Source organism: Anaeromyxobacter sp. K (genome assembly GCF_000020805.1).
Classification (GTDB): domain Bacteria; phylum Myxococcota; class Myxococcia; order Myxococcales; family Anaeromyxobacteraceae; genus Anaeromyxobacter; species Anaeromyxobacter dehalogenans.
Genome location: NC_011145.1, coordinates 3,764,560 through 3,790,361, shown reverse-complemented (window position 1 = coordinate 3,790,361; position 25,802 = coordinate 3,764,560). Strand labels below are relative to the sequence as shown.

Genomic DNA, 25,802 nt, shown 5'->3' with positions numbered 1-25,802 from the left:
CGTGCCCTGATCACGGCCCGAGCCTGCCCCCGGGGGCTGGGTTATAAGGGTCCGCCATGGCCCACGACCCCAGCATCCACGCCGCCCGCCGCGCCCGCGTCTTCGAGGAGATGGAGAAGCGAGGCGGCGGCGTGATGGTGCTCCCCGCCGCCGACGAGAAGGTCCGCAACCAGGACTCCGAGTACCTGTTCCGCCAGGACTCCGACTACGCGTGGACCGTCGGCCTCGACGAGCCCACCGGCTGCGCCGTGCTGCTCGCGCGCGGCGGCGAGCGGAAGCTCGTGCTGTTCGTGCGGCCGCGGGATCGCGAGAAGGAGATCTGGACCGGGCGCCGCGCCGGGGTGGAGGGCGCGAAGGAGCAGTACGGCGCCGACGAGGCGTACGTCGTCTCCGAGCTGGACGAGAAGCTGCCCCGGCTCGTCGAGGGCGCGCGGACGCTCTGGTACCGCATCGGCTTCGACGCCGCGTGGGACGCGCGGCTCTCGCGCATCCTCACCGAGCTGCGCGGTGCCGCCCGCCTCGGCAAGCTGCCGCCCGAGGCGGTCGTCGATCCCGGCCGCATCGTCCACGAGCTGCGGCTCGTGAAGACGCCCGACGAGATCGCGAAGCTCCGCCGCGCCGCCGAGATCTCCGCCGAGGCGCACATGGCCGCGATGCGCGACGGCCTGCCCGGCCGCCGCGAGTACCAGGTGCAGTCGGAGATCGAGTACGCGTTCCGCCGCCGCGGCGGGAGCGGCCCCGGCTACGGGACCATCGTGGCCGCCGGCGTGAACTCGACCATCCTCCACTACCGCGCCGGCGACGCCGTGCTGAAGGACGGCGACGTGTGCCTCGTGGACGCCGGCGGCGAGTACCAGTGGTACACCGCCGACGTGACCCGCACGTTCCCCGTGTCCGGCGAGTTCTCCCCCGCGCAGGCCGAGCTGTACGGGCTCTGCCTCGAGGTGCAGAAGCGCGCCGTCGCGTCCGTGAAGCCCGGCCTCACGCTCGACGCCATCCACGACCAGACCGTCCGCGAGCTGACCGACGGCCTCATCGGCCTCGGCCTGCTGAAGGGGAGCGTGGACGAGCGCATCGCCGACAAGTCGTTCCGGAAGTACTACATGCACCGGACCAGCCACTGGCTCGGCATGGACGTGCACGACGTCGGCGACTACTACGTCGACGGCAAGTCGCGCCCGCTCGTGCCCGGCATGGTGCTGACCATCGAGCCCGGCCTGTACGTCGCCGAGGACGACCAGGACGCCCCCGCCGCGCTGCGCGGCGTCGGCATCCGCATCGAGGACGACGTGCTCGTCACCGAGGACGGCCACGCGAACCTGACCGAGGCCGTGCCGAAGGAAGTCGGCGAGATGGAGGCGGTCTGCGTGAGGTAGGGGGTTCCGGCTTCCCGCGCCGCTCGCCCTTAGCCTCGTCGAAGGGTCTGCGGGCGCGTAGGTTCGGGCGCCCGAAACGCCTGCAGTGCAGCCGTTCCAGCACCCCAGGGCTTTTCTGTCTCCGCCGCGGAGAAGCCCCTTGACACCCTCTCGGCCGTCCAGTAGATACGCGGCCTTACGTCGGACCGAGGCCCTCCCGAGGCCCTGGTGAAGCACCGGCGTCCTGCAGCATCGGGGAGTGGCTCAGCCTGGTAGAGCACTTGGTTCGGGACCAAGGGGTCGCAGGTTCAAATCCTGTCTCCCCGACTCAGCAACCGCCCGTCACTTGGATACTTTCCGGGTGACGGGCGTTGTGTTTCCGGGCTGCGGGGTGCGTTCCGGGGTGCGCTTTCCGCAGTGCAGCCCTGCGGACGACCCGACGGACCTCCGCAGCGCTCCTCATGGAGAAGCTCCACCGGAGGTGGGCCGGGGCGGCGTCCGTGCGCTCGCGGATTCGGCGGAGTGGTTCCGGGCGCTCGGGCGCGACGCCGCCATCGAGCATGTACTGGCGCTCGCCGCGCGAGTCATGGGCGTGCGGGTCCGGGATCGCCACGTCAGACTGCCAGGGAGCCGAGGCGCACCTCGCGACATGAAGGAGCTCTTGCGCCGGCTGGACGCGGCGCGAGCCATCGGACCGTGCCGAGAGCTGGCACGCGGTAGCTCGCAGGGTCAGCCCCGCACCGCTGCGGGGAGCCGGTCCGCCAGAGCGTCCAGGGCGACACGCACCCGCGAGGCAACGTGGGGGGGCTTGGGCCAGACCGCATAGAAGTCGAAGACCAGGGGCGGAACATCGGCGAGCACCCCCACGAGCTTCTTCCGGCGTACGCGTTCAGCGACGAGCCAGCGCGGGAGCCATGCGAGCCCGAGGCCAGCCTCGGCCGCGTCAGCGATCGCCTCGAGGTCGTCGAGGCGCAAGCGGCCCCTGGGCGTGACCTCGCGCTCTCGTCCTTCGGCCAGCGGGAAGCGCCACGACGAGGCCCTGCCACCACGCACGTAAGCGATGACCTCGTGCGTCGCCAGGTCATCGAGCGTGCGCGGAATCCCTCGCGCGCGAAGGTAGGCCGGCGCCGCGCAGACGGTCATGGGTTGGCCCATCAGCCTGCGCGCCATGGTTCCCGTACTGTCCTGAAGCGGACCCCTGCGCACGGCGATGTCGATGCCGTCGGCGACGAGGTCGATCAAGCGATCGCTGAGCGACAGCTCCACCTCGAGCTTAGGGTGCTGCCGCGCAAGATCGAGCAGGATGGGCGCGACGCATCTCCTGCCAAGTAGCACCGGAGCGCTCACGCGGAGGCGGCCGGCAGGCTCCCGCCGGCCGGAGTCCAGCGCCGCTTCGGCGGCCTCCATCTCGGCGAGGGCGTTGACGGCCCGCTCGAACAAGGCCTGTCCGTCCTCGGTCAGGCGCTGGGTTCGCGTGGTGCGCTGGATGAGCTGCACCCCGAGGCGCCCCTCCAGCCTGCTCACGATCTTGCCCACCGCGGACCGCGTCAAGCCCAGGCGCGAGGCGGCGGCGGCGAAGCTCCCAGCCTCGGCGACCTCGACGAAGGCCGCAACCCCACTCAGTCGATCGAGCATAGGGGAATCATTGTAGCGGAAATGGATACTAAGAGCGTCCGATCTTGACCCACCGCGGACGATTGCGACCGTATAGCTTCATCCACGAACTCGGCAGCGACGAGGCCGCTGGAGGCGAAAACCATGCGAGGAGCAGTTCTCTACGGGGCGGGCGATGTGCGGTTCGAGGAGCGCGAGGCCCCGAGGATCACGAAGCCGACGGACGCCATCATCCGGATCGCGGCCACCTGCGTGTGCGGGTCGGACCTGTGGGACTACCGCGGCATCAACCCGGTCGCCCAGCCGACTCCGATGGGGCACGAGTACTGCGGCATCGTCGAGGAGGTGGGCCGCGCGGTGAGGTCGGTCAAGCCGGGCCAGTTCGTGATCGGATCGTTCTTCGCCTCCGACAATGCCTGCCCCAGCTGTGAGGTTGGCTACCAGTCGTCCTGCCAGCACCGGGAGTTCGTGGGCGGAGCGCAGGCGGGCCGGCTGCGGGTCCCGCTGGCGGACGGGACGCTGGTCGCCACACCGGGAGTTCCCTCGGAGGACCTGGTCCCGAGCCTGCTGGCGCTCTCTGACGTCATGGGCACGGGCTGGTTCGCCGCAGAGGCGGCCAACGTGAAGCGGGGGGCGACGGTCGCGGTGGTCGGGGACGGCGCTGTTGGCCTCCTCGGAGTGCTCTCGGCCAAGCAGATGGGAGCCGAGCGCATCATCGCCATGAGCCGCCACGACTCGCGGCAGAAGCTCGCTCTGGAGTTCGGCGCGACGGACATCGTGACCGAGCGCGGTGAGGGGGGCGTGGCTCGCATCAAGGAGCTGACCAAGGGGGTTGGCGCCGACGCGGTGCTGGAGTGCGTCGGCTCGCAGGAGTCGATGATGCAGGCGATCGGCTCGACGCGCCCGGGAGGCTCCATCGGATTCGTCGGCCTTCCGCACGGGGTCGCGCTCGACGGCCAGCAGCTGTTCTTCGCTCACGTCCGCCTGCACGGCGGACCCGCCCCGGTGCGCCGCTACTTGCCCGAGCTGATCGACCTGGTGCTGAACCACAAGATCAATCCCGGCAAGGTGTTCGACCTGACCCTGCCGCTCGACCAGGTGTCGGAAGGTTACCGGGCAATGGACGAGCGGCGCGCGATCAAGGCGCTCCTGCGCCCGTAGAGACCAGCGGACGTCCATCTGTCGCTTTCGCAATAGCAGCACATCCCATCACCGAAGGAGCACACCCATGAAGATCCTCTGCCTCGATCGCCCGCTTCCGGGCGCCACGCTCGAGAAGTACCAGCCGCATCTCCTGGACGAGGTGCGTCACACGTGGCAGGCGTACAAGAACGGTGTCGTGCGCGACATCTACTTCCGCCAGGATCGGCCGGGCGTGGCCATTTTCCTCGAGTGCGCGAGCACCGACGAAGCTCTGAAGGCGCTCGCCGACCTGCCTCTCGTCAAGGCGGGCCTCCTCGAGTTCGAAGCGATCCCGCTGGGCCCCTTCGTCAACTGGGAGCTGCTCTTCGCGCCCACCAACCGGTGAGTGGCGGCGAGACCGCCGATCCAGCCGGCGCAATTGTGCTCCTGAGGAGCCCGAGCGCGGAGGTCGTCTCATGCGTGCTGTCGTCATGCGGTCGTACGGTGGTCCCGAGGTGCTGCGCGTAGAGGAGATCGAGCGGCCGGAGCCGTTGCCGACGGAGGTGCTGGTCCGGGTCCGCGCCATCGGGACCAACCCCGTCGACACCTACGTTCGCTCCGGGGCATTCCCGCTCCTGAAGCCCCCGGCCATCCTGGGCTGGGACATCTCGGGCGTCGTTGAGGAGGTCACGCCGGGCGTCAATCGGTTCCAGGCTGGCGACGAGGTGTTCGGGATGCCGCTGTTCCCGCGCGCCGCAGGGGCATATGCCGAGTACGTCGCCGCGCCCGCGCGCCAACTGGCGCGCAAGCCCGCGGGGCTCGATCACGTTCAGGCCGCCTGTCTGCCACTGGCGGGCCTCACGGCGTGGCAGGCGCTCGTCGATGCCGCGGACGTGCAGCCCGGGCAACGTGTCCTCATCCACGCCGCCGGCGGTGGGGTCGGCCATCTCGCGGTGCAGATCGCCAAGGCCCGGGGGGCGCACGTCATCGCCACCGCCAGCCGCTCCAAGCACGAGTTCGTGCGCAACCTCGGCGCCGACGAGATCATCGACTACCGCGGGACCGACTTCACCACGGCCGTGAAGGGCGTGGATGTAGCGTTCGACCTCGTCGCTGGCGAGTACGGCCCGCGCACGCTTCAGGTGCTCCGGCCGGGCGGGCTACTGGTGACGATCGATCGCGCCAACGCGGCCCTCGCTGCGCGCGCTGCGGCCACCGGTCGGCGCTATGCGGGGATGACCGTCGAGCCCGACCAGGTGGGGCTCCAGAGGCTGGTCGAGCTGGTCGAGAACGGCCGGCTGCGTGTCCACGTGGACCAGGTGTTTCCGTTCGAGGAGGCGGAGCGCGCGCACGCCCTGTACGCCCGGGGCGGCGTGACCGGGAAGATCGCCCTGACGACTTGACGCCGCACGCGCTGAGAAGGACCAACCGGATCGCGCCGCCATTGGGGTAACTGTTCGGCGGTGGACGGATTGAGATAGAGGGGGCGCGCCCGTCCCGTCGACCACGCGGCCCTGCCTCTCCTGGCCCAGGGCCGGTGAGTCGTCTCGACGAGGTGCGATCCGTTCCCTTCAGAGCATCATCCCGCCCGAGAACTCGATGCGCTGGCCGGTGATCCAGTTGCTCTCCGGCGCGAGCAGCATGGCCACGGCGCCGCCGATGTCGTCGGGGAGCCCGACGCGGCCGAGCGCGGTCTGGGCGGCGATGCCCCGGTTCAGCTCGGGATTGTCACGGACGACTCCACCGCCGAAGTCGGTCTCGATGGCGCCGGGCGCGATCGCGTTCACGGCGATCCGGCGCGGCCCGAGCTCCTTCGCGAGGTAGCGGGTCAGTACCTCGATGCCGCCCTTCATGGTCGCGTACGCGGCGTACCCCGGGAGGCTGAACCGGGCGAGGCCGGTCGAGACGTTGAGGATCCGCCCGCCGTCCGCGATGAGCGGGAGGAGCCGCTGGGTGAGGAAGAACGGCCCTCTGAGATGGATCTTCATGAGCTGGTCGAACTGCTCCTCCGTGGTCTGCGCGAAGGGCGCGTGGAGCCCGACGCCCGCGTTGTTCACGAGGAAGTCGAACCGATCGCGGTCCCAGACAAGGCGTAGCGCCGATCGGACGGCCTCCACGAAGGCGGGGAAGCCGTCGGCGTCGGCAACGTCGAGCGGCAGGGCGACGGACTTGCGGCCGCGGCGCGTGATCTCGGCGACGAGCGCCTGCGCCTCGTCCGAGCCCGTGCGGTAGGTGACGATCAGGTCGGTGCCGTGATCGGCGAGGTGAAGGGCCATGCTGCGGCCGAGTCCCCGGCTGCCGCCGGTGACGAGGGCGATTCGGCTGGTTGGTGCGTTCATGGGGGCCTCTCGAGTGCGATCGATGACGAGACCAACCTAGATTCCCGGGGGACAGTTGCGAAACGGGCGCCCGCTCGACACACTGTTTCGAGGAACGAAACGATGGCCATGGATCTCGAGACCGTGCGCGCGTTCGTGAAGGTGGCCGAGCTCACCAGCTTCACCCAGGCCGCGGATCACCTGGGCGTGTCGAAGTCGCGCGTGTCCCTGCGGGTCCGCGCGCTCGAGGACGAGCTCGGGACGCATCTCCTACAGCGCACGACGCGCGCGGTCCGTCTCTCTCCCGACGGCGAACGATTCCTCGCGCGCGCCCGCCGGCTCCTCGCCGACGCGGAGGAGGTCGCGGGGATGTTCCAGGCGCCACGGGCGCTGCGCGGCACGCTGCGCGTCGATCTCCCCATCAACTTCGCGCGGCAGCACGTGATCCCGCGGTTGCCCGAGTTCCTGGCCGCGCACCCTCACCTGGAGGTGCAGCTCAGCACCACGGACCGGCGCGTCGACGTGGTGCGGGACGGGTTCGACTGCGTGCTCCGGATCGGAGCGCTCGCCGACTCGGGGCTCGTCGCCCGGCGGCTCGGCGTCCTGCGGATGGTCAACTGCGCCAGCCCGGCGTACCTCCTCAGGCACGGCACGCCCCGCGACCTCGCCGATCTCGATCGCCACGTGCTCGTCCACTACTCGGGCCGGTTCGGCGCCGACGCGCCCGGGTTCGAGTACCGCGACGGCGACCGCTACAAGGAGCGGCCCATGCGCGCGGTCGTCACGGTCAACGCCGCCGACGCCTACCTCGCCGCGTGCATCGCAGGGCTCGGCATCATCCAGGCGCCTCGGATCGGGATGGCGAGCCTCGCCGAGGGCACGCTCGTCGAGATCCTCCCCGCGTTCACCTGTGCGCCGATGCCCGTCTCGCTCGTCCACGCGCACGGCGGGAACGTCCCGCAGCGCGTGCGGGCGTTCATGACCTGGCTCGCGCGGGTCCTCGAGCCGCACCTCGACCGTCCGGCGCGGGTTGAGCTTCCAGCGCGCCACGAGCGCGAGCGATAGGGCGTAGTTGGATTGCGGGTTACCCAGCCAGCGGGTCCTCGCCTAGCCATTCGGGGTGCCGCTGCGTGCCGTCGAAGCGCGTGCTGGTCTTGTATAGCTCGTACTTGCCTTCCAAGGCGGCGGACCTGGTGCGCTTCAGAAGGCTTGCGACCTCGGACGTCGTGAGCGGCTTGAAGGTGCGGACGGCTTCGAGGGCCTGGTCGAGGATCGTCTGACTGTCGATGCCGGTGATCTGCACAGCGATAGGCAGATTCAGGCAGTAGTGCAGCGCCTCGATGGGCGTGACGGTGTTGCTGTGGAGGATGTAGGGGTGGCCGAAGGCCTTCATGCCGAGTGGCGCAACACCTTCGCGAATAAGCACGGGCAGCACTTCGCGCTCGAAGCTGCGGAAGTGCGCATCCATCACGTTGAGCGGCAACTGCACGGCGTCGAAGTGGAACTTGTGCTTTCGGGCGTGGTCGAGCAGACGCAAGTGCACAGACGGATCCTTGTGGCCTGTGAAACCGATATAGCGGACCTTGCCGGCTTTCTGAGCTTCCACCATGGCTTCGAACGCACCGCCTTCGGCGAAGATGCGATCAGGATCTTCGAGGCGGATGACCTCGTGGAACTGCATGAGGTCGACACGATCGGTCTGCAGACGCTGGAGACATGCGTCGATCTGCCGCGCGGCTTCCGCCTTGGTACGGCCATCGATCTTGTCCATCAGGAAGACCTTCTGACGGTAGCCGTCCTTGAGAGCTTTGCCCATGCGAACTTGGCTCGCGCCTTCGTTGTAGTCCCAGCAGTTGTCCATGAAGGTGATGCCGCGGTCGATGGCTTGGCGGATGAGCTGAATCGAGTCGTGCTCGGAAATGGCAGGCTGGCCGATGTGCCAGCCACCCAGGCCAATGACGGAGACGCGTGCGCCTGTGCGGCCGAGGGGGCGGTAGATCATTCCATCGTTGCCGCGACTCGTGTCTGCGTGAACTTCGGGCGAGAGCAGGTGCCCCGCGGCCAACCCGGCCACCATGGCGATGCCTTGCTTAGTGAATTGGCGTCGGGAGATCATCTGTCAGTCCTCCTCTGAAATCTGCGAGTGTCCGTTCTCGTTATTGGTCTTGGCTCCTGTTCTTAATGTGTGCGAAGTGAGCACCATTATGGCCGCAGCAGTGTCTTGATCGCGCGACGCTCATCCATGGCGCGGTAGCCCTCCGCGACCTGCTCAAGAGGCAGCGTCAGGTCGAAGACCTTGCCGGGATTGATCTTCCGCTTCCACACGAGGTCGATCAGCTCGGGCAGGTAGCGGCGCACGGGGGCCGGGCCACCGTGGAGGTGGACGTGCGCGAAGAACAGCTCCTGCCCGTCGAGCTGAACGCCGTGCGGAACGCCGACGTAGCTCACGTATCCGCCCGGGCGGGTGGACCGGATCGCCTGCATCATCGACTCCTGCGTTCCGACGCACTCCAGCACGGAATCGGCTCCGAGTCCGTCGGTCAACTCCTTGATACGGGCGATGCCCGCGTCACCCCGCTCCGCAACGATGTCGGTCGCGCCGAACTCGCGGGCGAGCTTCTGCCGTGACGGGTGACGGCTCATCGCGATGATCCGCCGGGCGCCCATCTGCTTGGCGGAGAGGACCGCCAGAAGACCGACCGCGCCGTCGCCGACGACCACCACGGTCACGCCCGGCCTGACGTTGGCCGCGTCCGCCGCGAACCAGCCGGTGCCCATGACGTCCGAGAGCGTCAGCAGGCTCGGGATGAGGTCATCCGGGGGAAGGCCCGGTGTGGCGACCAGGGTGCCGTCCGCGAGCGGGACGCGCAGCCGGCCCGCCTGCGCGCCGCCGACGAGCTCGCGATGGACGCAGGACGTCTGGTACCCCGCGCGGCAGATCGGGCAGGTGTTGTCCGATGCGAAGAACGAGCCGATGACGAACTGGCCCGGCTTGATCGTCTTCACCGCGCTGCCGACCTCCTCGACGATCCCGCAGTACTCGTGCCCGAACGGCGTGGGCTGCGTCACCGGCTGGATGCCGCGGTAGGGCCAGAGGTCGGACCCGCACACGCACGTGGCCGACATCCTGATGATCGCGTCCGTCGGCTTCGTGATCCTCGGCTCGTCGCGCTCCTCGAAACGCACGTCGCGCGGCGCATACAGAACGGCTCCTCGCATGTGAGATCTCCTGTCTCGAGCGTCACTTCACGAGCTCGATGGTTACCTTCACCGGATCGCGCCCGCTGAGCACCTCGACGCCGGAGTCCAGCTTCCCGAGCGTGACGAGCCCGCTCGAGTAGCCGAAGTCCTTGTAGAAGAGGGCCAGGTTCCCCCAGGGCGCGTAGTAGGCGAGGTCGCCGATCGAAGGATCGCTGCCTGCCGGCGCTCCCTTCGTGGACAACCGTCTCGGCAAATCACTGATCTTCTCGGTGCCCGAGTAGTCCTTCAGCGTCAAGGTCAACGGGAGCATGGAGGCGAAGTCCCTCGCGGACTCGGTATCCGCGAGCGTGCCCGTGATGACCTTCCCTTCGAAGTTGATGCGGATCTTCATGCCGCTCACCTTCCGTGGCATAGCCGCCGGCAGTTCCACGCGAGTGCCGTGGGTCGCACCCTCGTTCGCGCCGGCGGCGGCGTGGATCGTCATGGCGACAGCGAGGGCGAGGGCGAGCGGGATCACGGCTTCAGTTCTTGGGGGTGACCGCTGCTCCGTATTGCTCGTCGGTGACCTTCTCCATCCACTCGACGACCTTCCCGTCGAGCTGCTCCTGGACGGCGAGGTGTGTCATCGCGGTGGTCGGCGATGCTCCGTGCCAGTGCTTCACCCCGGGCGGGGTCCACACCACGTCCCCCGCCCGGATCTCCTCGACCGGCCCGCCCCACCGCTGCACGCGGCCCACGCCCGACGTCACGATCAGGATCTGACCGAGAGGATGCGTGTGCCACGCGCTCCGAGCGCACGGCTCGAAGGTCACGTACGCGCCCGAGGCGCGCGACGGCGCGTTCACCGGGAAGAGCGGATCGATACGGACCGTGCCGGTGAAGTACTCGGCCGGCCCCTTCTGCGATCCCTGGGTGCCGGAGCGTGTGATCTGCATGTCGTGTGAGCCTCCCCCCGGCGCCGTCGGCGGAGCGCCGCTCGCTGAAGTCGCCCGGACCTCACCTGTCCCGGCGGACGGTGACGCCAGGACAGACACGGCCGCGAGCACGACGAGCAGCTTCACGATGTTCACGCCTTCTTTCCGGTGGTCAGGTCGATGACGAACCGGTAGCGCGCGTCCTTGCTGACCACGCGGTCGCATGCTTGGTTGATCTGCTCTGGGCGGATCAGCTCGATGTCGGCCTTGATGCCTCGCGCCGCGCAGTAGTCGACGACTTGCTGGGTCTCGGCGATGCCGCCGATCACCGAGCCCGCGAGGCTCTTGCGTCCGAAGGCCATGGACATCCCGATCAGCCCGCCCTGGAGCTGATTGAGCGCGCCGACGTTGACCAGGGTCCCATCGAGGGCGAGCAGGTCCATGAACGGCTGCATCGGGTACGACTCCGGAACGGTGGAGATGAGCAGGTCGAAGCGGTTCGCGAGCCGCTTCATCCCGGCGGCGTCGCTCCAGAGCACGGCTTCCTGCGCGCCCAGCCGCCGCGCGTCCGCGATCTTGCCGGGCGAGGTCGTGAGCACGGTGACCTCGGCCTTTCGCGCCGCGGCGAGCTTCACCGCCATGTGACCGAGCCCGCCGAGCCCGATCACGCCCACCCGCTGCCGGGAAGAGAGCTTCCAGTGCTGCATCGGCGAGAATGTGGTGATGCCTGCGCAGAGCAGCGGCGCCGTGGCCGCCAGGTCGGCTCCCGGGGGGATCCGGATCACGAATCGCTCCGAGACGACCATCTTCTCCGAGTAGCCGCCCAACGTGTTCTCGCCCGTGGCGCGATCTGGCGCGTTGTACGTGAAGGTGGCGCCCTTCAGGCAGTTCTGCTCGCGATCGGCGAGGCAGTTCTCGCAGGTGCCGCACGAATCGACCATGCAACCGACGCCGCCGATGTCGCCGACCTTGAACTTGGTCACTGCGTTGCCGACCGCCTGGACCCGGCCGATGATCTCGTGGCCGGGCACGCAGGGGTACACCGTCGGGAAGCTGCTCCACTCGTTGCGCGCCTGGTGGATGTCGGAGTGGCAGATCCCGCAGTACAAGACGTCCAGTAGAACGTCGTTTGGACCCACGGCGCGCCGCTTGATCTGCATGGGTCCCAGAGGACCAGAGGCGCTCGTGGTGCCGTACGCTCTGGCGGTGAATGGGCCGCTGGCGACGGGCGGCTTCGCTGCGTCGTCTGCACGGGTCGCGACGCCTCCCACCAGCGGCGCGGCGGCCAAGGCCACCCCGGCCTTGAGGATGTCACGCCGGCCCGGCATCGTGGGGCCGTGGCCGTGGTCGGTACGTGAGTCGGGCATTGGTTACTCCTTCAGTCGAGAGTGGCCGCCTTGGTCAGGATGTGCTCCGACGCACGGTACAGTTACGCTCCGAGCGCGGAGGCCACTAGACGCGTCGCAAGCGACGGCCTGGTGAGCAGCGGTTGACAATGCGGTGGGCCCGCTCCATCACCTGGGGGCACCTTCGAGGGGCGCGGCGCATGGTCGATGACCGTGGGTGCGCGCCACGGACGCTGGTCCCGTCGCGAGAGTGCGTCAACGGGGGTTCCTGCAGATGAACACCGCTCTCTTTCCACAGCTCCAGGCATTCCTTGCGGTGGCACGGCTGCGGAGCTTCAGCCGCGCGGCGCGCGAGCTCGGCGTCACCAGGTCCGCGGTGAGTCATGCGGTGCAGCTGCTCGAAGAGCAGCTTCGGGTCGTGCTCTTGACCCGCACGACGCGCAGCGTTTCGGTGACCGACACCGGGCGCCGCCTCATGGAGAGCGCCGGGCCGGCATTCGGACAGGTGGTCGCCGCCCTCGGCGAGGTGTCCGCGAAGCCCGGAGAGGTGGTCGGCCGCGTGCGGCTTTCGGTACCACGGTTGGCGGTGCCCTTCGTGATCGACCCGGTGCTGCCCACCTTTCGCGCGCGTCACCCTCGCATTGAGGTCGACATCGCCATCTCGGACCGCCTGGTCGACATCGTCGCGGAAGGCTTCGACGCGGGAGTACGGAGCAGCGACGTGATCGAACGCGACATGGTGCAGGTTCGTCTCACGGATTCCTTCCGCTTCGTGGTGGTGGGCACACCCGACTATCTCGCACGCCACGGTACGCCCCAGCGTCCCAAGGACCTCCTGGGGCACGAGTGCCTCACGTTCCGCTCGCAGACGACCGGGGCGCTCTACGCCTGGGAGCTCGAGCGGGGCCGCCGGACGTGGCGAGTGCCGGTGCGCGGGGGAGTGGTCACCGACGACGGCCTGCTGGCAGTGTCGTTGGCGGAGAAGGGCATGGGGCTCGCTTACGCCTTTGAGCCGATGGTGCAGGAGCAGTTGCGCACGGGGCGGCTGCAGCGGGTGCTCGAGCCCTATGCAGCCACGATCGCCGGCTTCTTCCTGTACTTCCCGAGTCGATCGCAGCGCTCCGCACCGCTGCGCCTTTTCGTCGCCGCCGCCAGGGAGCTGGCCGCGCGCTCGACGTGAAGGGGTGCGAGCGGCGATGCGGACACATTCCTGGCACGCCTCCGCCGTACGGGGCGACCTAATTGCCGCGGCTTGGTCGTGTCGTCGTTAGGCGGGCGGGCGATCAACGGCGCGTGTCGCTGCCTCTCCAGCCATCGCCAGGGAGATGCGCCACGACCCCGCGGAGCACGGACCACAAGGCAGCCTCGAGATCCCAGCGATGACCTGCAGCGAGCAGCGGGGTGATGTCCCCCGTGAACGCCGCATCGCGCTGCTTGAGGGCGAGGTTGCGCTCGAACAAGGCCCTCGAGACTCGCTCCCCTTGCGCCTCCATGTACCGGGAGAAGCACGCGACGACGCGCTCCGGATCGACGGAGGGCTGTCCGAGCGCGAGGGCGAGGTCGAAGAGATCGCGACCCTTCTTCCGCTGGTAGAGGGCGCGGAGCTTCGTGCCGAGCAGCTCGTCGAGCTCGAACGTGCAGACGTTCGCGCCGCCGGCGAACCAGCGCGACGCGACTTCGAACCGGATGTGCCGGTGGCCGAGGACGGTGAAGTGCTCGCGCGAGTTGATCTCGACCTTGAGCTTCATCGGCAGGGGCGGCACGTCCTCCGATTCGAAGCGATACGTCAAGGTGACTCGGCCTTCCGACTGCTTCCAGCGGGGCGCTCCGAGCCACGCGTCGAGCGCGGCGCGCGCTTCAGCGAGCACGGCGCCGATCGGGCCCGCGTCGATCTGCACGAGGTCGATGTCTTCCGAGTACCGGGCCGCCGGCCGAAGGTGGAGCTTGTAGAGTGCCGTCCCGCCCCGGAACGCGAGCGAGCGCGCGACGAGGGGCCTCGAGAACAGCTCGACGAGCGCGCGGCAGATGACGAGGTCCTGCTCGACCTGGACGTCCGCGACCCAGGGGGCGTGGGCGCGCCATTCCGTGATGAAGTCTCGTGGGATCACGTCTCTGCCTCGATGCTTGCGTTCACCTCGAGCCGCCACCGGGTGGAACGCTCCTTTGTGCGGCGCGATCCCGTGGCGAGCGGGACGTACTCACGAGCGCGTTCGCGGACGACGTGAGCGAGCGGCTCGGCGCGATCGCCACCGCCGACGAGCTCGAGGACGTAGCCGAGGCGCTGGGTCCAAGGCACTGGTACCGCGCGCGCCGCCTCCGCGAGCTTCACAGGATCGAGCCTGTCGACCAGCTCCGAGAGGACCGTCGCGACGGCGTCGAGCCCGCCCGCGTGGGCTGGGTAGCCCACGAGGTCGAGGGCGGTCGCCTCGGGCGTGGAGACGCGGATCGTTCCGCGAGGGGTGTTGTGCAGGTCGACGGGCACGCTCGCCGCCGCCCTTCGTGCGATGAACGCGACGCGCACCTCGCCGCAGGAGATCGCGGGCCGGGGCCGCTCGACCATGACCTGGAACTGCTGAGGGCGGTGGTGTGCCGAGCCGTGGTACTGAGCGGCCGAGAGCAGGCCGACGTAGTACGTGAGTCCGCGGGTGGCCATGAGTTGCGGGACGAACTGCTCCGGTGGAAGGCAGCCGAGGCGCCGGTACTCCGGCGGCAGGATGACGTGGAACCCTCGCTGGGGCGAGGCGATGGCTCTCTTCTCCGCAAGCCGGCGCAGAGCAGCCCGCGCCGCGACGAGCGAAATCTCCAACGAGCGGGCCGCCTCGCGGGTCGTGAAATGGTAGCGGCCGTTCGCGGCCAGCTCGGTGATGTACTGGGCGGCGCTGGCCATCGCGGGTCCGGTTTCGATCAAGGAACGTAACGTATTGCGTTACGTTACTCAACCGATTCCGGCAACGGCCTGCCCATCAACTTCGGGACCAAGGGGTCGCAGGTTCAAATCCTGTCTCCCGTCAGCAACCGCCCGTCACTTGGAGACTTTCCGGGTGACGGGCGTTGTGTTTCCGGGCTCCGGGGTGCGTTCCGGGGTGCGCTTTGGCGGCGTCCCCCACGGCCGAGAGTCGCTTTGAGTACGACGCGTGCGGGGCGACGAGGTTCACGGCCCTGCCCGCGGACGCGTGCCACCGGGCTGGCGCATGTGGCGCATCGGCGGCCGCGTGCTTCAGCCCTGCGACGCGTGCGGTGGCGACGGTTCCTACATCGCCAACTTGTGAAGGCGTGTCCCCGGAGTCGCGGTTTCGAAGTGCACGCGGAGTGAGGCGTGCCACCGGGGCGCAGGGAAGAGCCGCACGACGCATCGGCGATGCCGACGCGGGCGCTCGCACGCGACGACGCATGCCGCTTCCGGATTCCTGGCGCCAGCGGCACGGGGTGGAGGTCACCCTGCACGCGACGGGAACCGGGGCAGGCGCACGTCGAGCGCATCGCCGCCGAGATGGCCAGGGCGAGGTGGGCCATCCCGTCCGTCCAGGGGGGCGATCGGGAGTCGGAGCTGCTCGTCCGGGACCTGCTCGCGTTCGCGCCCGCGTCGCACTGCCCCGATCGCCTCGCCGCGCTCGTGCTGGCGTCGATCGCCTGCGAACACGAGTTGGAGGTCGGCGAGGGCGGCTACGTCGAGCGCCGACGTCCAGCGCGAGCGCGACGCTGGACATCTACAGGACCGGCGCGCTCTCGCTCGAGGCGGTCGAGCAACTTCAGGCGGCCGCGCGGGCGTTCCTCGCGGACGACCTGGGCCAGCGGCCACGGCTCGACTCAAGACCGACCGCGTCGAGCCGGCCGACCTCTCCCCCGGCGCCCGCCGAGGTGCGACCAGCGGCCGAGGGGGCCGGCGCGGCGATCATCCCGATCCGAGGGTAGGGCTGCGGGCTGCAGGGGCGTCCCCGACGTGCTAGTCAGGACGAGCATGACGACCGTCCCTTGGGCGAAGTTCGCGGTCGGGGCGACTGCCCCGACGCCGAGGTGGGTGGAGCCCGACTGCCAGCGGCTAACGACTGTGTCGCATGTTGCTCATGTGCCCGCAGCGATTCGAATCATCGAGGACGGGAAGTTGCGCGCCGATCTCGTCTACGACAAGAGCAAGCTGAACACGGAGCGGATTCGTGTCGTGTGGCTCTCGCCGAATGACTGGCACAACGCAGGCGGATTTCGCTACGGGAACGTGCGGTTCACGTTTGACTGGAAGTCGATCGTGGACGGCAAGCGCGCGTTCTGGGTTGAGAGCATCGCCTACGGAATCGAGGCGTGCAGGATCCTGCTGACGGACAAGGACTACAGTGGGCGCCTCGTCGCTTACGACCCGAAGAACGGCGACGGTCCGTGGTCCCTCGACTCCGAGGGGCAGCATCTCTGGAACGGGAAGTTCTGCCTGGAGATCATGGTCGAGGGAGACGTGCCGCTGGACTCCGGGACCAACATCGATTTCGTTCAGCACCACGACAAGCGATGCTGCATCGATCCGAAGACGTGTCCGTACCGGGGATGGTCAGACGACGCGGGCGGCGCAGAGTTCCTCGCCGTCGTTGCCGCCAACCGACCGACAGAGACGGTTGGAGGGCTCGTCGAAGATCGCGGCAAGGGCCCTGTGGCCTCGGGGGCTGTATACGGCGCCGCATCCAAACTCCTCTTGCGGTGTAGCCGGATAAAGGTTGCAGAATGGGGCTCAGTGGGCGCCGACGATGGCGTCGCTCCATGGATCGCCCGTTCGCTGCTCAGGACGCTGGCGAACGAGGAGTTCAAGGCCGACCGAGCAGCGATCGCCGCGATGTTTCGCAGCGCCAACGACGCCGAGGTCGCGATCGCTCGGGCCCTCGCGAAGACGATCGGACTACCCAGCGAGAAGACGCTGATGGACTAGAGCTCGAGGAGCGCAAGATGGCGGCCGAGGTGTTCGAGCCGGACACAAGCGCGAGGCCGCGCGCCCGCCGCCGTTTCCTCTAGCGCTCTAGCCCCAGACGGTCCTGATCGTCGTGCCGTCCCGGCGGTAACCTGAATACTCCCCGCTCTTGAAGTAGTCCCGCACGTCCTTGCGCCTTGCGCCCTTCGCAGCTTGCTCGTAGTTCCCGTGCATCAGCGTGTTGCGGACCTCGGTGATGGCTTTGATGGCCTGCTCGCGCGTCCACGTCGAAAGTATCTGGCCCGTGGGTCGCTCAGCACAACGTCGATGCGGTTGAGAAAGGCTCGCATCCGCGAGATCAGTATGGGTACGGGGTTGCTCGTCTCGTCGCTCATACGTGATCCGACCTACACCACGCGACCCACGGCGGAAGTCACGCGAACTGTCCTGACCCGACCCACTCACGAACATCAGCGATGAGCTTGGCGAGCTCGGGGAAGATCAGGAGGGACCCGTGCACCACGTCTACGGTGACGGGTTCGATGCTCTTCGGATGACCGGCGTCATTTCGCGCGAGGCGAAGATGCGCAGTGAACGAGGACCAATAGCTGGTGAACCGCTCTTGTAGCCCCGTCGGCATCGCATTCACGCGGGCTGTGAGCTCGCTTTCCAGTGCGTCCAGCACCCGCTTGATCCGCCAGTCGGTCAGATCCCGGCTGAGCTTCACCCCAAGTGCCACGAGACGGCCCACCAGCTCGTCGCGTAGTTCGAGCGCCAGAGACTCACCGGCTGCTCCGATCATAACGGCAGAAGCCTTGTGACATCCAGAGTTGTACGTTGCGAGGGCCTCCGTCACGTACGACCACGACACGGACGTCTTCGCGACGCACGACTCGAGCACAGCGAGGTACCCGTCGGGATTCGCAGGGTCTCTGCTCCAGCCCTGAAGCATCTTGCGTCCGCGTTCGGTTAGATGGGCCCACGGCGGCTTCGAGTTGGCCACGTCGTAGCCCACGCGAGAACGCCCGTGCGCATCAGCTCGTGCCAGTACGTGAGGATGGCCTGCTCCTCGTCGATGGAACGCGCACCCAAGCGCCTCTTCACCTCTGGCAGAACGACGCCGGACTGGAGTTGGTCGCCGGAGTAGGCTGCGATCACGTCCATCATGACTTGCCGCAGATCGCCTTTCATTCGATCCTCCAGTCCACACCACATGCGGAAGCACGGAAACGCTTTGCCCAGCTCGTCGTGATCGCCCCTCAACGGCGGGAACGATCTCGTAGAGACCCCGATGGTATCGCTCGACTCGCAAGAACTCTCAGCATTTCCCGAGTTGCTTCAGCCGTATGATGCTGAGGCAACTCTGGCTCGAATCGCTGGACTTCTTGCCTGCCCTACGCTTCAAGCGAACACCATTCGCATCGAAACGCTCGTCCACCTCGCGGTTCTTCACTGCCGCGGGACTAGGCGCCCTACGCCGACCGAACTGCGAAAGTGGCTGAGTCGCACGCTCGGCGGCACGCAGATCGCGATGCTGGAGGACCCTGCCGAGGACGTCTTCATAACGAACGTCGAGGCGCCACAAGGAAACTTCCGGCTCTTCGAGGGAATCTGGGAGGCGAACGCCTACTTTGTCCAGGTTGTGCTCGAGACCCTCGCCTCCGAAGGCGCCCCCCAAGCGTGCAAGGATCTCCTTCCGCCCGCGCTGGCCCTCCTCCGCATCAGTGAATGCATAGCGGAGCGTCTGTCTCTCCCGCGTTGGCGGCTCGCGCCCTCTAAGCCCAAGGGAGACGTTACCGTGCCCCGGCCGACGGTCGTCGAGACTCTTGCGCGCGCCGTCACGTTTACCCCAGCCGATCTGGTCGCGCTCGGCGTGACTAGAGAGTCCCTTATCCCGTTCGTCTTCAGGAATGAAGACCGGGACGGCTTGGCATCACAGACAACGGGGCACACTTCGCTGGAGAGACGCCCTCTCGTTTCGTTCGCAGAGCGCATAGTATTTGCGCTGCCGCACTGTGCGAGCCCCGCAGTTCGACGGTTCGTTCTCGAAAGCCTGCATTGCAGCGGCCATCTGCGTGCATTCTCGAGTGCGATGGGCCGCAAACAGGCCCGCCAACTTCATCGCGACGCTCTCCGAGAGTTCCAGGGCACCGCCGAGCCCCTTGAATCGCCTCCGGCAGATGGCCGCATGCCATCCCTCCACGGCTGGCTAATTCGTTACGACCTCGGTCGCTACCTGCATGTCGTGCTGCTGCACGACAACATGTCTGAGCTCGCGGAAGGCGGCTTGTCCACCTTCCGTGAGTATCCCGAGGAGATCCGCGAGTCCCTCGAGAAGTACCTCAGCAAAGTGGCCGAACACTGCCGCGAGTTGCCGGAGTTTGCGCGAGGTGTGACGTTGCTCGTGACCGGAGGATTGGGCCGCGGTTTCGCGCTGGGACTAGTGGACTGGCCGGCAGGCTGGCACATGGCGGTGGTGCGTCTCGCGGACCTGCTGATAATGGCCGACGAACTCGGCGAGCCAGTCAGGCGGTTTATCAAGTGCATAGAGCAGCGAGATTGGGCCGAGTCGAAAGGTGTCGCCTTCATCAACATGAACGGCGACTACAACTTCTACTGTCACTGGCGCCAGCTCAAGTGCCAGCTGGTGCCGCGAGAGCTTCCGGTCGCAGACGGGTCCGGCGTCGTGATCGCGACGGACATGGTGCGCCCTGTTCGAGAGGAGGTACGGAACCTTCTCGACCGGCACGTAGCCCGCACCGCTTCCGGCGCGTATTCGCCCGTAATGCGCCTCGGTAGAGATACCTACTTCACCTCGATGCACAAACGGCCGATCTACGCCAGCATCGGCCATCTCATGGCTGGGACGCTCGGCGGCGTCGTGGAGACACGTCGAGGCTCAAGTTGGCTGTTGGTGATTCCGCCAGAGCAGGGTGAGTTGCTTCACCGCGTCTTCTACGAACTGTGGTCCGGCTTCATGAACTTCCACGAGAGAGTCGTCGTGGACGTAGAGAGCCGCTTCCCCGGAGCGCCACGTGGACCCGTAGAGGTCCAACTTGACTTCAGTTCGGTTCGCGCGCCGGACGAGTCTCGTACCGCTCCGACGTCGTTCAACGTTACAGAACCCCAGCTTGACGTTGATCTCGCAGCGAGAACGGTACGAATCGCCTTCCCGTCCGACTTCCTGACCCTGTTCGAGCAGGCAGCCAATGCTGGTGAGCGGAGCATTCTACGGAGCATCGCGCACGCGCTGGTCTCTCTCCACGGCGGAACCAGCTCAGCGGATGATGCGCAGTTCATCGATGCGTTGCTGGACCGCGTCCTGGTCGGTGATGCAGCTCGCGTTCTCCACATGTTCCGAACGCACTATCCGATCGAGCACCTGCTGTCACGTCGGGGGCAGCAACCACGATTTCTTTCGCACGAAGACTTCGTGTTCTCGAAGCTCCAGCTTTGGGAGGGCTGCATCCCACCGAGCACACCGGCGTCCAGCTCCATCACGGGTACCGAACCATGCAACTCGTTCCTGCATAAGGTGGTGGAGAAGACCTGGCACGCTATTCGCGGCATTCTGCGCCAACTCGACCGAGCCGCGGTCATTAGAGAAGCGCTTGCAGTACACGAGGCCGTCAACAACGACCGAGACCACTGGAGGAGAACGGCGCAGGCGGTGATCGCCATCTACTCCTCGGCTGAGGACGTCTTTTCGGTGGCGGAAGCCCGTGAGAAGGATCGAAACCAGATCGCCCTCGCAGCTCGCACGGTACTCGAGATGGCACTATGCGAATGTCCGGAGGCGGGCGGCCGGCGCGCATCACGCCACGACATGGACGAACTGTTTGCGAAGGCGGCCGTGATGATCGAAGCGGCCACCGACTCGGACGCCGTTCACGGGGGGCTCAGCGACGCTCGAGTGTTCCTGCATCCGAACGGAGAGTACGAGATCGACCGTTCATTCCAGAAAACGGTCATTCGGCCGTTTGTAGCCGGTCACTTCCGCGAGGAATTCGAGGACGCGGCAGGCGAGTACCCTCGACTGTATCGGCAACGTGACCCTGACCATCGGGCTCGCGCCGATAACGCGTTCTCGCGGGACTTCTCGATGGCCTTTGAAGCGGAGTATGGGCTGACTACGAGTGAGGCCATCGAAGGTTGGGCGAAGCTGCTCGATGCTGCCGTAGAAGCTGACAGCGTCATCGTCGAGACCACGGTGGGAGCAGTGCGCAACCGGCTTGTTTCCGTCGCGAACCTATCTCCACGCGCCGCCGAGTCATTCATGCGTGCTTTTTCGCTTTACGGTCGCGAGTCGTGGGAAGTGCCACCCGCTGGCTTCAAGACCAAAGACCTTCACCCGTGGAGGTACCGCCGAAGACTCTCGGTCTCCACGAAGCCCATCCTCGCATTTGGAGCCGGCGATGGTGACAAGGTGTTCTACGGGGCCGCTACGCTTAGAACCAGCATCGGATACCTGCTGAGCAGTTCCGAAGAAGGGCGGTTCCCTCCCGAATTCTTCGCCTCCAAGGAGATGAAGCGGTACGTCGGATCCGTCAACGATGAACGCGGCCGCGCTTTCACGCTGAGCGTTGCGGAGACAATTCGAGGCCAGGGATGGCTGGCGCGCACTGAGGTGCAGATGACCGAATTGGGCGCCTCAGCCGAATTCGGCGACATCGACGTTCTTGCCTGGAAACCCGGGTCCCGCGTGCAACTGATCGAGTGCAAGCGCTTGCGCCTTGCACGTACGGTCGCCGAGATCGCCGAAATCTGCGGTCGCTTCCGAGGTGAGGCGAAGGACGAACTGGCGAAGCACGTTCGGCGCGCAGAGTGGATCGCTCGTTCGCCTGCGTGCTTGTCGCGAATCGTGGGCTTCACGCCGAGTGCCCGCCAAATACGCACGAGACTCGTAACTGACACTCACGTGCCGATGATGTACCTGCGCTCCTTGCCGCTACGGCCTGAGAACATCGGGCCGTTGGAACACGCCGCGTCTTAAGTGTCTTGCCAATCGGAACCCAACCCGTCCCGGCAAGAGTAGTTGACGTCGTTCACCGCCGAACATGGCGCATGCGTCTCATCGGCGACCGCGTGATTCACTTTGTGATCGGTGCCGTGGTGGGCGACGGAGCCTTCATCGGCAGGCCGGGCGCTGCTCCAGAGGTCCGTTGCGAAGTCACCAATAGTGATAGAGGCCGACTGAGTGATGAATGCTGCCGATCACCAGGACAGCCACTACGAGGCTGTCTCTGCCCGCGGGAGCCCGACGCGGTCCCGACACCGAGCGTTGAGCCAGGGCGCGACAGCCCGCCAAGTCGCGGTGTACGATGAGGCATTGACGCGACCGCAGAAGAAGGAACTCGAGCAGCACATCGCCCGCGCGTTCATCGAGGCGGCTCGGTTGGGTGCCGAGCCCGTTCACGGCGACCGGCCAGATGTGCATCTCCAGTTCGATGGCGGCGACCGTATCGGACTTGAGATCACCGAGTTGACAGATCCCGACCTGAAAGCGTCCTCGGCTGCCATGAAGCGGCTCGGGATCGAGGCCCGGAAGCTGCTAGGCAACGCACGTGTGTTCGTCCACATCCGCTGGCGAGTCGAGGCGTGGCTGAACCCGAAAGACACCAAGAGAGCTGCGAACCAGCTGGTAGCTCTGGTGCGAGAAATCATGCGTCACCGGAAGGTCAAGCGGTTTGGACGCCGGCGCATGCTGAAGCGGTACGAGGCGCTGCAACAGGTCGAGGATGTGCTGCTCTTCCCCGACGAGGATGGGCCGAAGGTATCCGCCACCTCCGAGACGTGGAGCGCGCGCCGCTTACCGGAGGTCGTACAGGCGCGCCTCAACGAGAAGGAGACGAAGCTCGCGTCGTACCGAGCGGCGATCGGGGCGCCACAATGGATCGTGATCGCTACTGGTTCCGAGCGGTCTCAGCACGTGATGCCGCAGGTGCTGCCCGCGAACCACGTGTACGCGTCTTCGTTCGATCGTGCGTTCCTGCTGGACGTCCCGATCCGCCAGCTGTGGGAGCTGAACCTCTCGCGGGCTTCCGCCGGACCCACGCCAAGCTGAGCCGTTCAGCGACCGTATGAAATCCAGCACCTCGGTGGGCCCGATGAAGGAGCGCCGAGTGTGGTTCGTCGATTCGCCGCTCCTCGTTGGACCCCCGCGGTACGCACGCGAGATGCCACGGGTCGCGACGTGCCCGTCGCCGGGTTGGCGGGGGATGGATCGCGCTCGCCACGACCGGCCGGTTCCGTCGATGATCGCGGCCAGGGGGTCATATGCACAAGATGCTGATCGACACCTGCGTCTGGCTCGACCTCGCGAAGGAGCCGAAGCAGACGCCTGCGCTCGGCGTCATCGAGCAACTGGTCCGGCGCGGGCTCCTGACGCTGATCGTGCCGCGAGTGCTCCTCGATGAGTTTCGCCGCAACCGCGACCGCGTGGCGAGGGAGAGCGCCCGCAGTCTTGCGACCCACTTCCGCGTCGTGAAGGATGCAGTGACGCGCGCGGGCGGCGACAAGCGGCGACTCCGAGGAGTTCTCGCGCACCTCGACAACGTCGATCACAAGATTCCGCTCGTCGGCAGCGCTGCGGAGGGCGTCCTCGACCGGATCGAGACGTTGCTGACGGCGACGCCAGCGATGGAATCCTCCGACGCGGCGAAGCTGCTCGCCTTGCAGCGCGCGTTGGACAAGAAGGCACCGTTCCATCATCCCAAGAACGCGATGGCCGACGCCCTGCTCATCGAGGCTTACGCGGAATGCGTCCGGGATCGTGCTGCGTCCGGGACGTGGTTCTCGTTTATCACGCACAACAAGAGCGACTTCAGCGCGGAGAACGGCGACCAGCGTCTGCCTCACCCGGACTTTGCGGCGTACTTCTCCCGCACCAAGTCGCGGTACTTCATCAACCTCCCCGCTGCCCTTCGCCGGGTCGAGCCGTCTATGGTGAGCGACATCTTGGTGGAGGAGTCGTGGTCGCGGGAGCCGCGAACGCTGGCGGAGATCCTCGAAGCAGAGGACTTGCTGTTCCACCAGGTCTGGTACAACCGGCACTGGAACCTGCGGATCGGCGTTGAGCGGGGTGAGATCAAGGTTGTCGAGAAAGAGACGTACCCGCGTCCGCCTGGCGCTCCCGAGACGGTCCAGCGCGACGTGTGGCAGGGCGCGCTCAAGTCCGCCAAGCGTGTCGAGCAGCGCTACGGGAAGAAGAACCTCGGCCCGTGGGACGACTTCGAGTGGGGCATGATCAACGGGAAGCTCTCGGCGCTCCGGTGGATCCTGGGCGACGAGTGGGACTTCCTCGACACATGAGGCCGCCTGACGCGCAGGAGAAGGTAGGGTTCCCGGACTTCGCCGTGTGACTCCGTCGCGGCGGACCTACGAGCCCGTCGCCGGGCGGATCAGGCGAGCGGCGCCTTCTTACCCCAGGCCAGCGCGGTCTTGGGGTCGTCCGCGCGCGACACCATCACGCAGCAAACGCTGATCGAGAAGGGCGCCCCGTCACCGACGCGCACTTGGCGGTGATGTGATCCGATCGCCACGACGAGGTTAAGCGGGCGCAGGTCGCTCTCCATGAACGCCATCAGGTTCTTCTCGCCCTCGCGCCGCGGGATGTCGGGGCGCATCCCCCAAAGATCGATCCAGTCCTCGAGGAGCTGCCGGAACGTCGCGACGGCGTCCTCTTCCGCATCGTTCTTCAGATCGACGTGCTGAAACAGCATCCCGTCCGCGCCGTCGAGGTGGGGCGAGAGCTGCGAGGCTCGCTCGACGATGGCGAGCTCGATGATGTCGTACTCCTCGTGGAACTTCTTCACATGCCCGGCGGCCTGCTCGAGGATGTGCGCCCACTCGTCGGGCGTGCGACGCAGATCCTCCACCTCGACACCGAGCGCTACGGCGAGCGTGATCAGGGTGTCCGCCGTGGGCAACACCTCCCCGCTCTCCACCCGCTGGATCGTGCGGACAGGCTTCTTCGACTTCGCGGCGAGGTCTTCCTGTGTCCAGCCCATCGCCTCGCGCAGGGTCTTCACGTTCGTGCCGATGATCGCGTTCATGGTTCCTCCTGGTTGTGAGGAGGAGCCTGCTCGACCGCGCTCTCGGCGCCCACGACGGGAGGACGACACGGGCACGACACTACCGCGGCATCACCGCGCGGAGCGGCTGCAGCGCGCGTGACAGCTTCCCCCAGCGCAACCTGGGCGCAACCTCTCGAGCGATCGCCCAGAAAGATGAAGGCCCCGAGGCGGGTCGCTTGAGACTTTCCCGCGAGCGCCTTTCCGCGTCTTGATGACGTCGGCGAAAAACGGCATCTCGAGTGCCTGTCGGTTCATGCGTTGCCTCCTAGGCCCCCAATACGGGGGGTATGCCCGGAGGCCCGCGCACGCCCCTGATGGGGCGATTCCTTCTACACAAGTGTACGCAGTTCGGCATGTTAGATGCGTATAAAGCATCTGCATGATGAATCAGCATAATAAATGACGGGGGCGGTGCTATCATGCGCTTGTTCGGCAACTGAGCCGGCGTCCAACCAAGCGAAAGGAAGCAAGTCATGAATCGGTATCTGCTCGGCACCACCAACGGCATCAGCGCCCACTCTGACCCGGAGGCGTTCCTCGACGGCTTCGACTCCGCCCTCGCCTCAGGCGGCAAGTTCGCCGTGCAGGTCGGGGAGTCCGCCTCGTTCATCCTCACGCAGATGAACGCCGCCCTCAGGAAGCATGGCATCGAGATCAGGCTCGACGTGAACTCCGATCCCGACGCCTCGGACTACATCGTGAATGCGATGCTCGGCGGCGCGGTCGGCGCCGTGACCGGGATCGGTGCCGGGGCGGCACTTTGGACGGTCGCCCGCGTCGCGGCGGCCGGGACGCCCATCGGCCCCTTCCTCCTGGCGGGCGGCCTCATCGGCCTCGTGACTGGCGCCGTGGGAGGGGTCGCGGTCACGCACTGGGGCCTCCGCGTCCGCTTCCACAAGGTGACGGGCGCGCTCGAGATGGTGTTCTCGCCGGTCCGGTAGAGAATGGGCCGCACGTCAGGGAGGAGGG

22 protein-coding genes and 1 tRNA gene are annotated in these 25,802 nt (G+C 67.0%); 12 read left to right on the top strand and 11 right to left on the bottom strand.

Annotated features, from left to right (window positions below; all coding sequences use genetic code 11):
• The first annotated feature begins 56 nt into the window (after positions 1-56).
• Complete coding sequence (locus ANAEK_RS16915) at positions 57-1,376, top strand: aminopeptidase P N-terminal domain-containing protein (RefSeq protein ID WP_012527351.1); 1,320 nt, start codon at positions 57-59, stop codon at positions 1,374-1,376.
• 232 nt (positions 1,377-1,608) lie between these two features.
• Positions 1,609-1,682: transfer RNA gene (locus ANAEK_RS16910), tRNA-Pro, on the top strand.
• Positions 1,683-2,084: 402 nt separating this feature from the next.
• On the opposite strand, the gene ANAEK_RS16905 is transcribed toward ANAEK_RS16910, so the two are convergent.
• Positions 2,085-2,990: a LysR family transcriptional regulator gene (locus tag ANAEK_RS16905; RefSeq protein ID WP_012527350.1), complete on the bottom strand. Its 906-nt coding sequence runs from the start codon at positions 2,988-2,990 to the stop codon at positions 2,085-2,087.
• A 123-nt stretch (positions 2,991-3,113) separates the two neighbouring features.
• Between ANAEK_RS16905 and ANAEK_RS16900 the strand changes: the two genes are divergently transcribed.
• From ANAEK_RS16900 to ANAEK_RS16890, 3 genes are all read left to right on the top strand, one after another.
• A complete protein-coding gene (locus ANAEK_RS16900; protein ID WP_012527349.1) occupies positions 3,114-4,130 on the top strand; it encodes a zinc-dependent alcohol dehydrogenase family protein in 1,017 nt (338 codons plus the stop codon).
• 67 nt (positions 4,131-4,197) lie between these two features.
• On the top strand, positions 4,198-4,497 hold the full coding sequence (locus tag ANAEK_RS16895; protein WP_012527348.1) for a hypothetical protein: 300 nt from the start codon (positions 4,198-4,200) through the stop codon (positions 4,495-4,497).
• Positions 4,498-4,567: 70 nt separating this feature from the next.
• Entirely contained in the window at positions 4,568-5,494 is a 927-nt protein-coding gene (locus ANAEK_RS16890; protein ID WP_012527347.1) for an NADP-dependent oxidoreductase, read from the top strand.
• Positions 5,495-5,662: 168 nt separating this feature from the next.
• On the opposite strand, the gene ANAEK_RS16885 is transcribed toward ANAEK_RS16890, so the two are convergent.
• A complete protein-coding gene (locus ANAEK_RS16885) occupies positions 5,663-6,430 on the bottom strand; it encodes an SDR family NAD(P)-dependent oxidoreductase (RefSeq protein WP_012527346.1) in 768 nt (255 codons plus the stop codon).
• Between the two features lie 102 nt (positions 6,431-6,532).
• Between ANAEK_RS16885 and ANAEK_RS16880 the strand changes: the two genes are divergently transcribed.
• Positions 6,533-7,474 carry a LysR family transcriptional regulator gene (locus tag ANAEK_RS16880; protein ID WP_012527345.1) on the top strand — a complete coding sequence of 314 codons (942 nt, stop codon included), beginning with the start codon at positions 6,533-6,535 and terminating at the stop codon, positions 7,472-7,474.
• A 19-nt stretch (positions 7,475-7,493) separates the two neighbouring features.
• Here the strand turns inward: ANAEK_RS16880 and ANAEK_RS16875 are convergent, their stop codons facing one another.
• From ANAEK_RS16875 to ANAEK_RS16855, 5 genes are all read right to left on the bottom strand, one after another.
• Positions 7,494-8,525 carry an aldo/keto reductase gene (locus tag ANAEK_RS16875; RefSeq protein WP_012527344.1) on the bottom strand — a complete coding sequence of 344 codons (1,032 nt, stop codon included), beginning with the start codon at positions 8,523-8,525 and terminating at the stop codon, positions 7,494-7,496.
• An 86-nt stretch (positions 8,526-8,611) separates the two neighbouring features.
• The gene (locus tag ANAEK_RS16870; RefSeq protein ID WP_012527343.1) at positions 8,612-9,628 is read right to left on the bottom strand and encodes a zinc-dependent alcohol dehydrogenase family protein; all 1,017 of its coding nucleotides are present in this window, start codon (positions 9,626-9,628) and stop codon (positions 8,612-8,614) included.
• Positions 9,629-9,650: 22 nt separating this feature from the next.
• Positions 9,651-10,127 (bottom strand): cyclophilin-like fold protein, encoded by a 477-nt coding sequence (locus tag ANAEK_RS16865; protein WP_041454107.1) that lies wholly within the window; start codon positions 10,125-10,127, stop codon positions 9,651-9,653.
• 4 nt (positions 10,128-10,131) lie between these two features.
• Positions 10,132-10,680, bottom strand: coding sequence for a cupin domain-containing protein (locus ANAEK_RS16860; protein ID WP_232288251.1), 549 nt, complete (start codon positions 10,678-10,680; stop codon positions 10,132-10,134).
• Positions 10,677-11,684, bottom strand: a complete 1,008-nt coding sequence (locus ANAEK_RS16855; protein WP_012527340.1) for an NAD(P)-dependent alcohol dehydrogenase — start codon at positions 11,682-11,684, stop codon at positions 10,677-10,679. Before ANAEK_RS16855 ends, ANAEK_RS16860 begins: the two co-directional genes overlap by 4 nt.
• Positions 11,685-12,144: 460 nt before the next feature.
• Between ANAEK_RS16855 and ANAEK_RS16850 the strand changes: the two genes are divergently transcribed.
• Positions 12,145-13,050 carry a LysR family transcriptional regulator gene (locus ANAEK_RS16850; RefSeq protein WP_012527339.1) on the top strand — a complete coding sequence of 302 codons (906 nt, stop codon included), beginning with the start codon at positions 12,145-12,147 and terminating at the stop codon, positions 13,048-13,050.
• A gap of 103 nt (positions 13,051-13,153) precedes the next feature.
• Here ANAEK_RS16850 and ANAEK_RS16845 read toward each other — a convergent pair whose 3' ends face one another.
• Both ANAEK_RS16845 and ANAEK_RS16840 read right to left on the bottom strand, forming a co-directional pair.
• Positions 13,154-13,978: a nucleotidyl transferase AbiEii/AbiGii toxin family protein gene (locus ANAEK_RS16845; RefSeq protein WP_012527338.1), complete on the bottom strand. Its 825-nt coding sequence runs from the start codon at positions 13,976-13,978 to the stop codon at positions 13,154-13,156.
• Complete coding sequence (locus ANAEK_RS16840; protein WP_198137445.1) at positions 13,975-14,778, bottom strand: type IV toxin-antitoxin system AbiEi family antitoxin; 804 nt, start codon at positions 14,776-14,778, stop codon at positions 13,975-13,977. The genes ANAEK_RS16845 and ANAEK_RS16840 overlap by 4 nt, the downstream gene beginning before the upstream one ends.
• Before the next feature lie 1,050 nt (positions 14,779-15,828).
• On the opposite strand from ANAEK_RS16840, the gene ANAEK_RS16835 reads away from it, so the two are divergent.
• The gene (locus tag ANAEK_RS16835; RefSeq protein WP_012527336.1) at positions 15,829-16,779 is read left to right on the top strand and encodes a hypothetical protein; all 951 of its coding nucleotides are present in this window, start codon (positions 15,829-15,831) and stop codon (positions 16,777-16,779) included.
• 412 nt (positions 16,780-17,191) lie between these two features.
• On the opposite strand, the gene ANAEK_RS16830 is transcribed toward ANAEK_RS16835, so the two are convergent.
• The gene (locus ANAEK_RS16830; protein ID WP_041454104.1) at positions 17,192-17,560 is read right to left on the bottom strand and encodes a hypothetical protein; all 369 of its coding nucleotides are present in this window, start codon (positions 17,558-17,560) and stop codon (positions 17,192-17,194) included.
• Positions 17,561-18,049: 489 nt separating this feature from the next.
• On the opposite strand from ANAEK_RS16830, the gene ANAEK_RS16820 reads away from it, so the two are divergent.
• The 3 genes from ANAEK_RS16820 (at position 18,050) to ANAEK_RS16810 (ending at position 24,069) form a co-directional block, all read left to right on the top strand.
• Positions 18,050-21,751, top strand: a complete 3,702-nt coding sequence (locus ANAEK_RS16820; protein WP_012527334.1) for a hypothetical protein — start codon at positions 18,050-18,052, stop codon at positions 21,749-21,751.
• A gap of 336 nt (positions 21,752-22,087) precedes the next feature.
• Positions 22,088-22,822: a hypothetical protein gene (locus tag ANAEK_RS16815; RefSeq protein WP_012527333.1), complete on the top strand. Its 735-nt coding sequence runs from the start codon at positions 22,088-22,090 to the stop codon at positions 22,820-22,822.
• Positions 22,823-23,043: 221 nt separating this feature from the next.
• Positions 23,044-24,069 (top strand): PIN domain-containing protein, encoded by a 1,026-nt coding sequence (locus ANAEK_RS16810; RefSeq protein ID WP_198137444.1) that lies wholly within the window; start codon positions 23,044-23,046, stop codon positions 24,067-24,069.
• Between the two features lie 89 nt (positions 24,070-24,158).
• On the opposite strand, the gene ANAEK_RS22680 is transcribed toward ANAEK_RS16810, so the two are convergent.
• Positions 24,159-24,812 (bottom strand): helix-turn-helix domain-containing protein, encoded by a 654-nt coding sequence (locus ANAEK_RS22680; RefSeq protein ID WP_012527331.1) that lies wholly within the window; start codon positions 24,810-24,812, stop codon positions 24,159-24,161.
• A gap of 494 nt (positions 24,813-25,306) precedes the next feature.
• On the opposite strand from ANAEK_RS22680, the gene ANAEK_RS16800 reads away from it, so the two are divergent.
• The gene (locus ANAEK_RS16800; RefSeq protein ID WP_012527330.1) at positions 25,307-25,774 is read left to right on the top strand and encodes a hypothetical protein; all 468 of its coding nucleotides are present in this window, start codon (positions 25,307-25,309) and stop codon (positions 25,772-25,774) included.
• Positions 25,775-25,802 lie beyond the last annotated feature (28 nt).

Bases quoted from the DNA above. Each gene is read 5' to 3' on its own strand.
- ANAEK_RS16915 (WP_012527351.1), top strand. From the start codon at position 57: ATGGCCCACGACCCCAGCATCCACGCCGCCCGCCGCGCCCGCGTCTTC.
- ANAEK_RS16905 (WP_012527350.1), bottom strand. From the start codon at position 2,990: ATGCTCGATCGACTGAGTGGGGTTGCGGCCTTCGTCGAGGTCGCCGAG.
- ANAEK_RS16900 (WP_012527349.1), top strand. From the start codon at position 3,114: ATGCGAGGAGCAGTTCTCTACGGGGCGGGCGATGTGCGGTTCGAGGAG.
- ANAEK_RS16895 (WP_012527348.1), top strand. From the start codon at position 4,198: ATGAAGATCCTCTGCCTCGATCGCCCGCTTCCGGGCGCCACGCTCGAG.
- ANAEK_RS16890 (WP_012527347.1), top strand. From the start codon at position 4,568: ATGCGTGCTGTCGTCATGCGGTCGTACGGTGGTCCCGAGGTGCTGCGC.
- ANAEK_RS16885 (WP_012527346.1), bottom strand. From the start codon at position 6,430: ATGAACGCACCAACCAGCCGAATCGCCCTCGTCACCGGCGGCAGCCGG.
- ANAEK_RS16880 (WP_012527345.1), top strand. From the start codon at position 6,533: ATGGCCATGGATCTCGAGACCGTGCGCGCGTTCGTGAAGGTGGCCGAG.
- ANAEK_RS16875 (WP_012527344.1), bottom strand. From the start codon at position 8,525: ATGATCTCCCGACGCCAATTCACTAAGCAAGGCATCGCCATGGTGGCC.
- ANAEK_RS16870 (WP_012527343.1), bottom strand. From the start codon at position 9,628: ATGCGAGGAGCCGTTCTGTATGCGCCGCGCGACGTGCGTTTCGAGGAG.
- ANAEK_RS16855 (WP_012527340.1), bottom strand. From the start codon at position 11,684: ATGCAGATCAAGCGGCGCGCCGTGGGTCCAAACGACGTTCTACTGGAC.
- ANAEK_RS16850 (WP_012527339.1), top strand. From the start codon at position 12,145: ATGAACACCGCTCTCTTTCCACAGCTCCAGGCATTCCTTGCGGTGGCA.
- ANAEK_RS16835 (WP_012527336.1), top strand. From the start codon at position 15,829: ATGACGACCGTCCCTTGGGCGAAGTTCGCGGTCGGGGCGACTGCCCCG.
- ANAEK_RS16830 (WP_041454104.1), bottom strand. From the start codon at position 17,560: ATGATCGGAGCAGCCGGTGAGTCTCTGGCGCTCGAACTACGCGACGAG.
- ANAEK_RS16820 (WP_012527334.1), top strand. From the start codon at position 18,050: ATGGTATCGCTCGACTCGCAAGAACTCTCAGCATTTCCCGAGTTGCTT.
- ANAEK_RS16810 (WP_198137444.1), top strand. From the start codon at position 23,044: ATGCTGATCGACACCTGCGTCTGGCTCGACCTCGCGAAGGAGCCGAAG.
- ANAEK_RS22680 (WP_012527331.1), bottom strand. From the start codon at position 24,812: ATGAACGCGATCATCGGCACGAACGTGAAGACCCTGCGCGAGGCGATG.
- ANAEK_RS16800 (WP_012527330.1), top strand. From the start codon at position 25,307: ATGAATCGGTATCTGCTCGGCACCACCAACGGCATCAGCGCCCACTCT.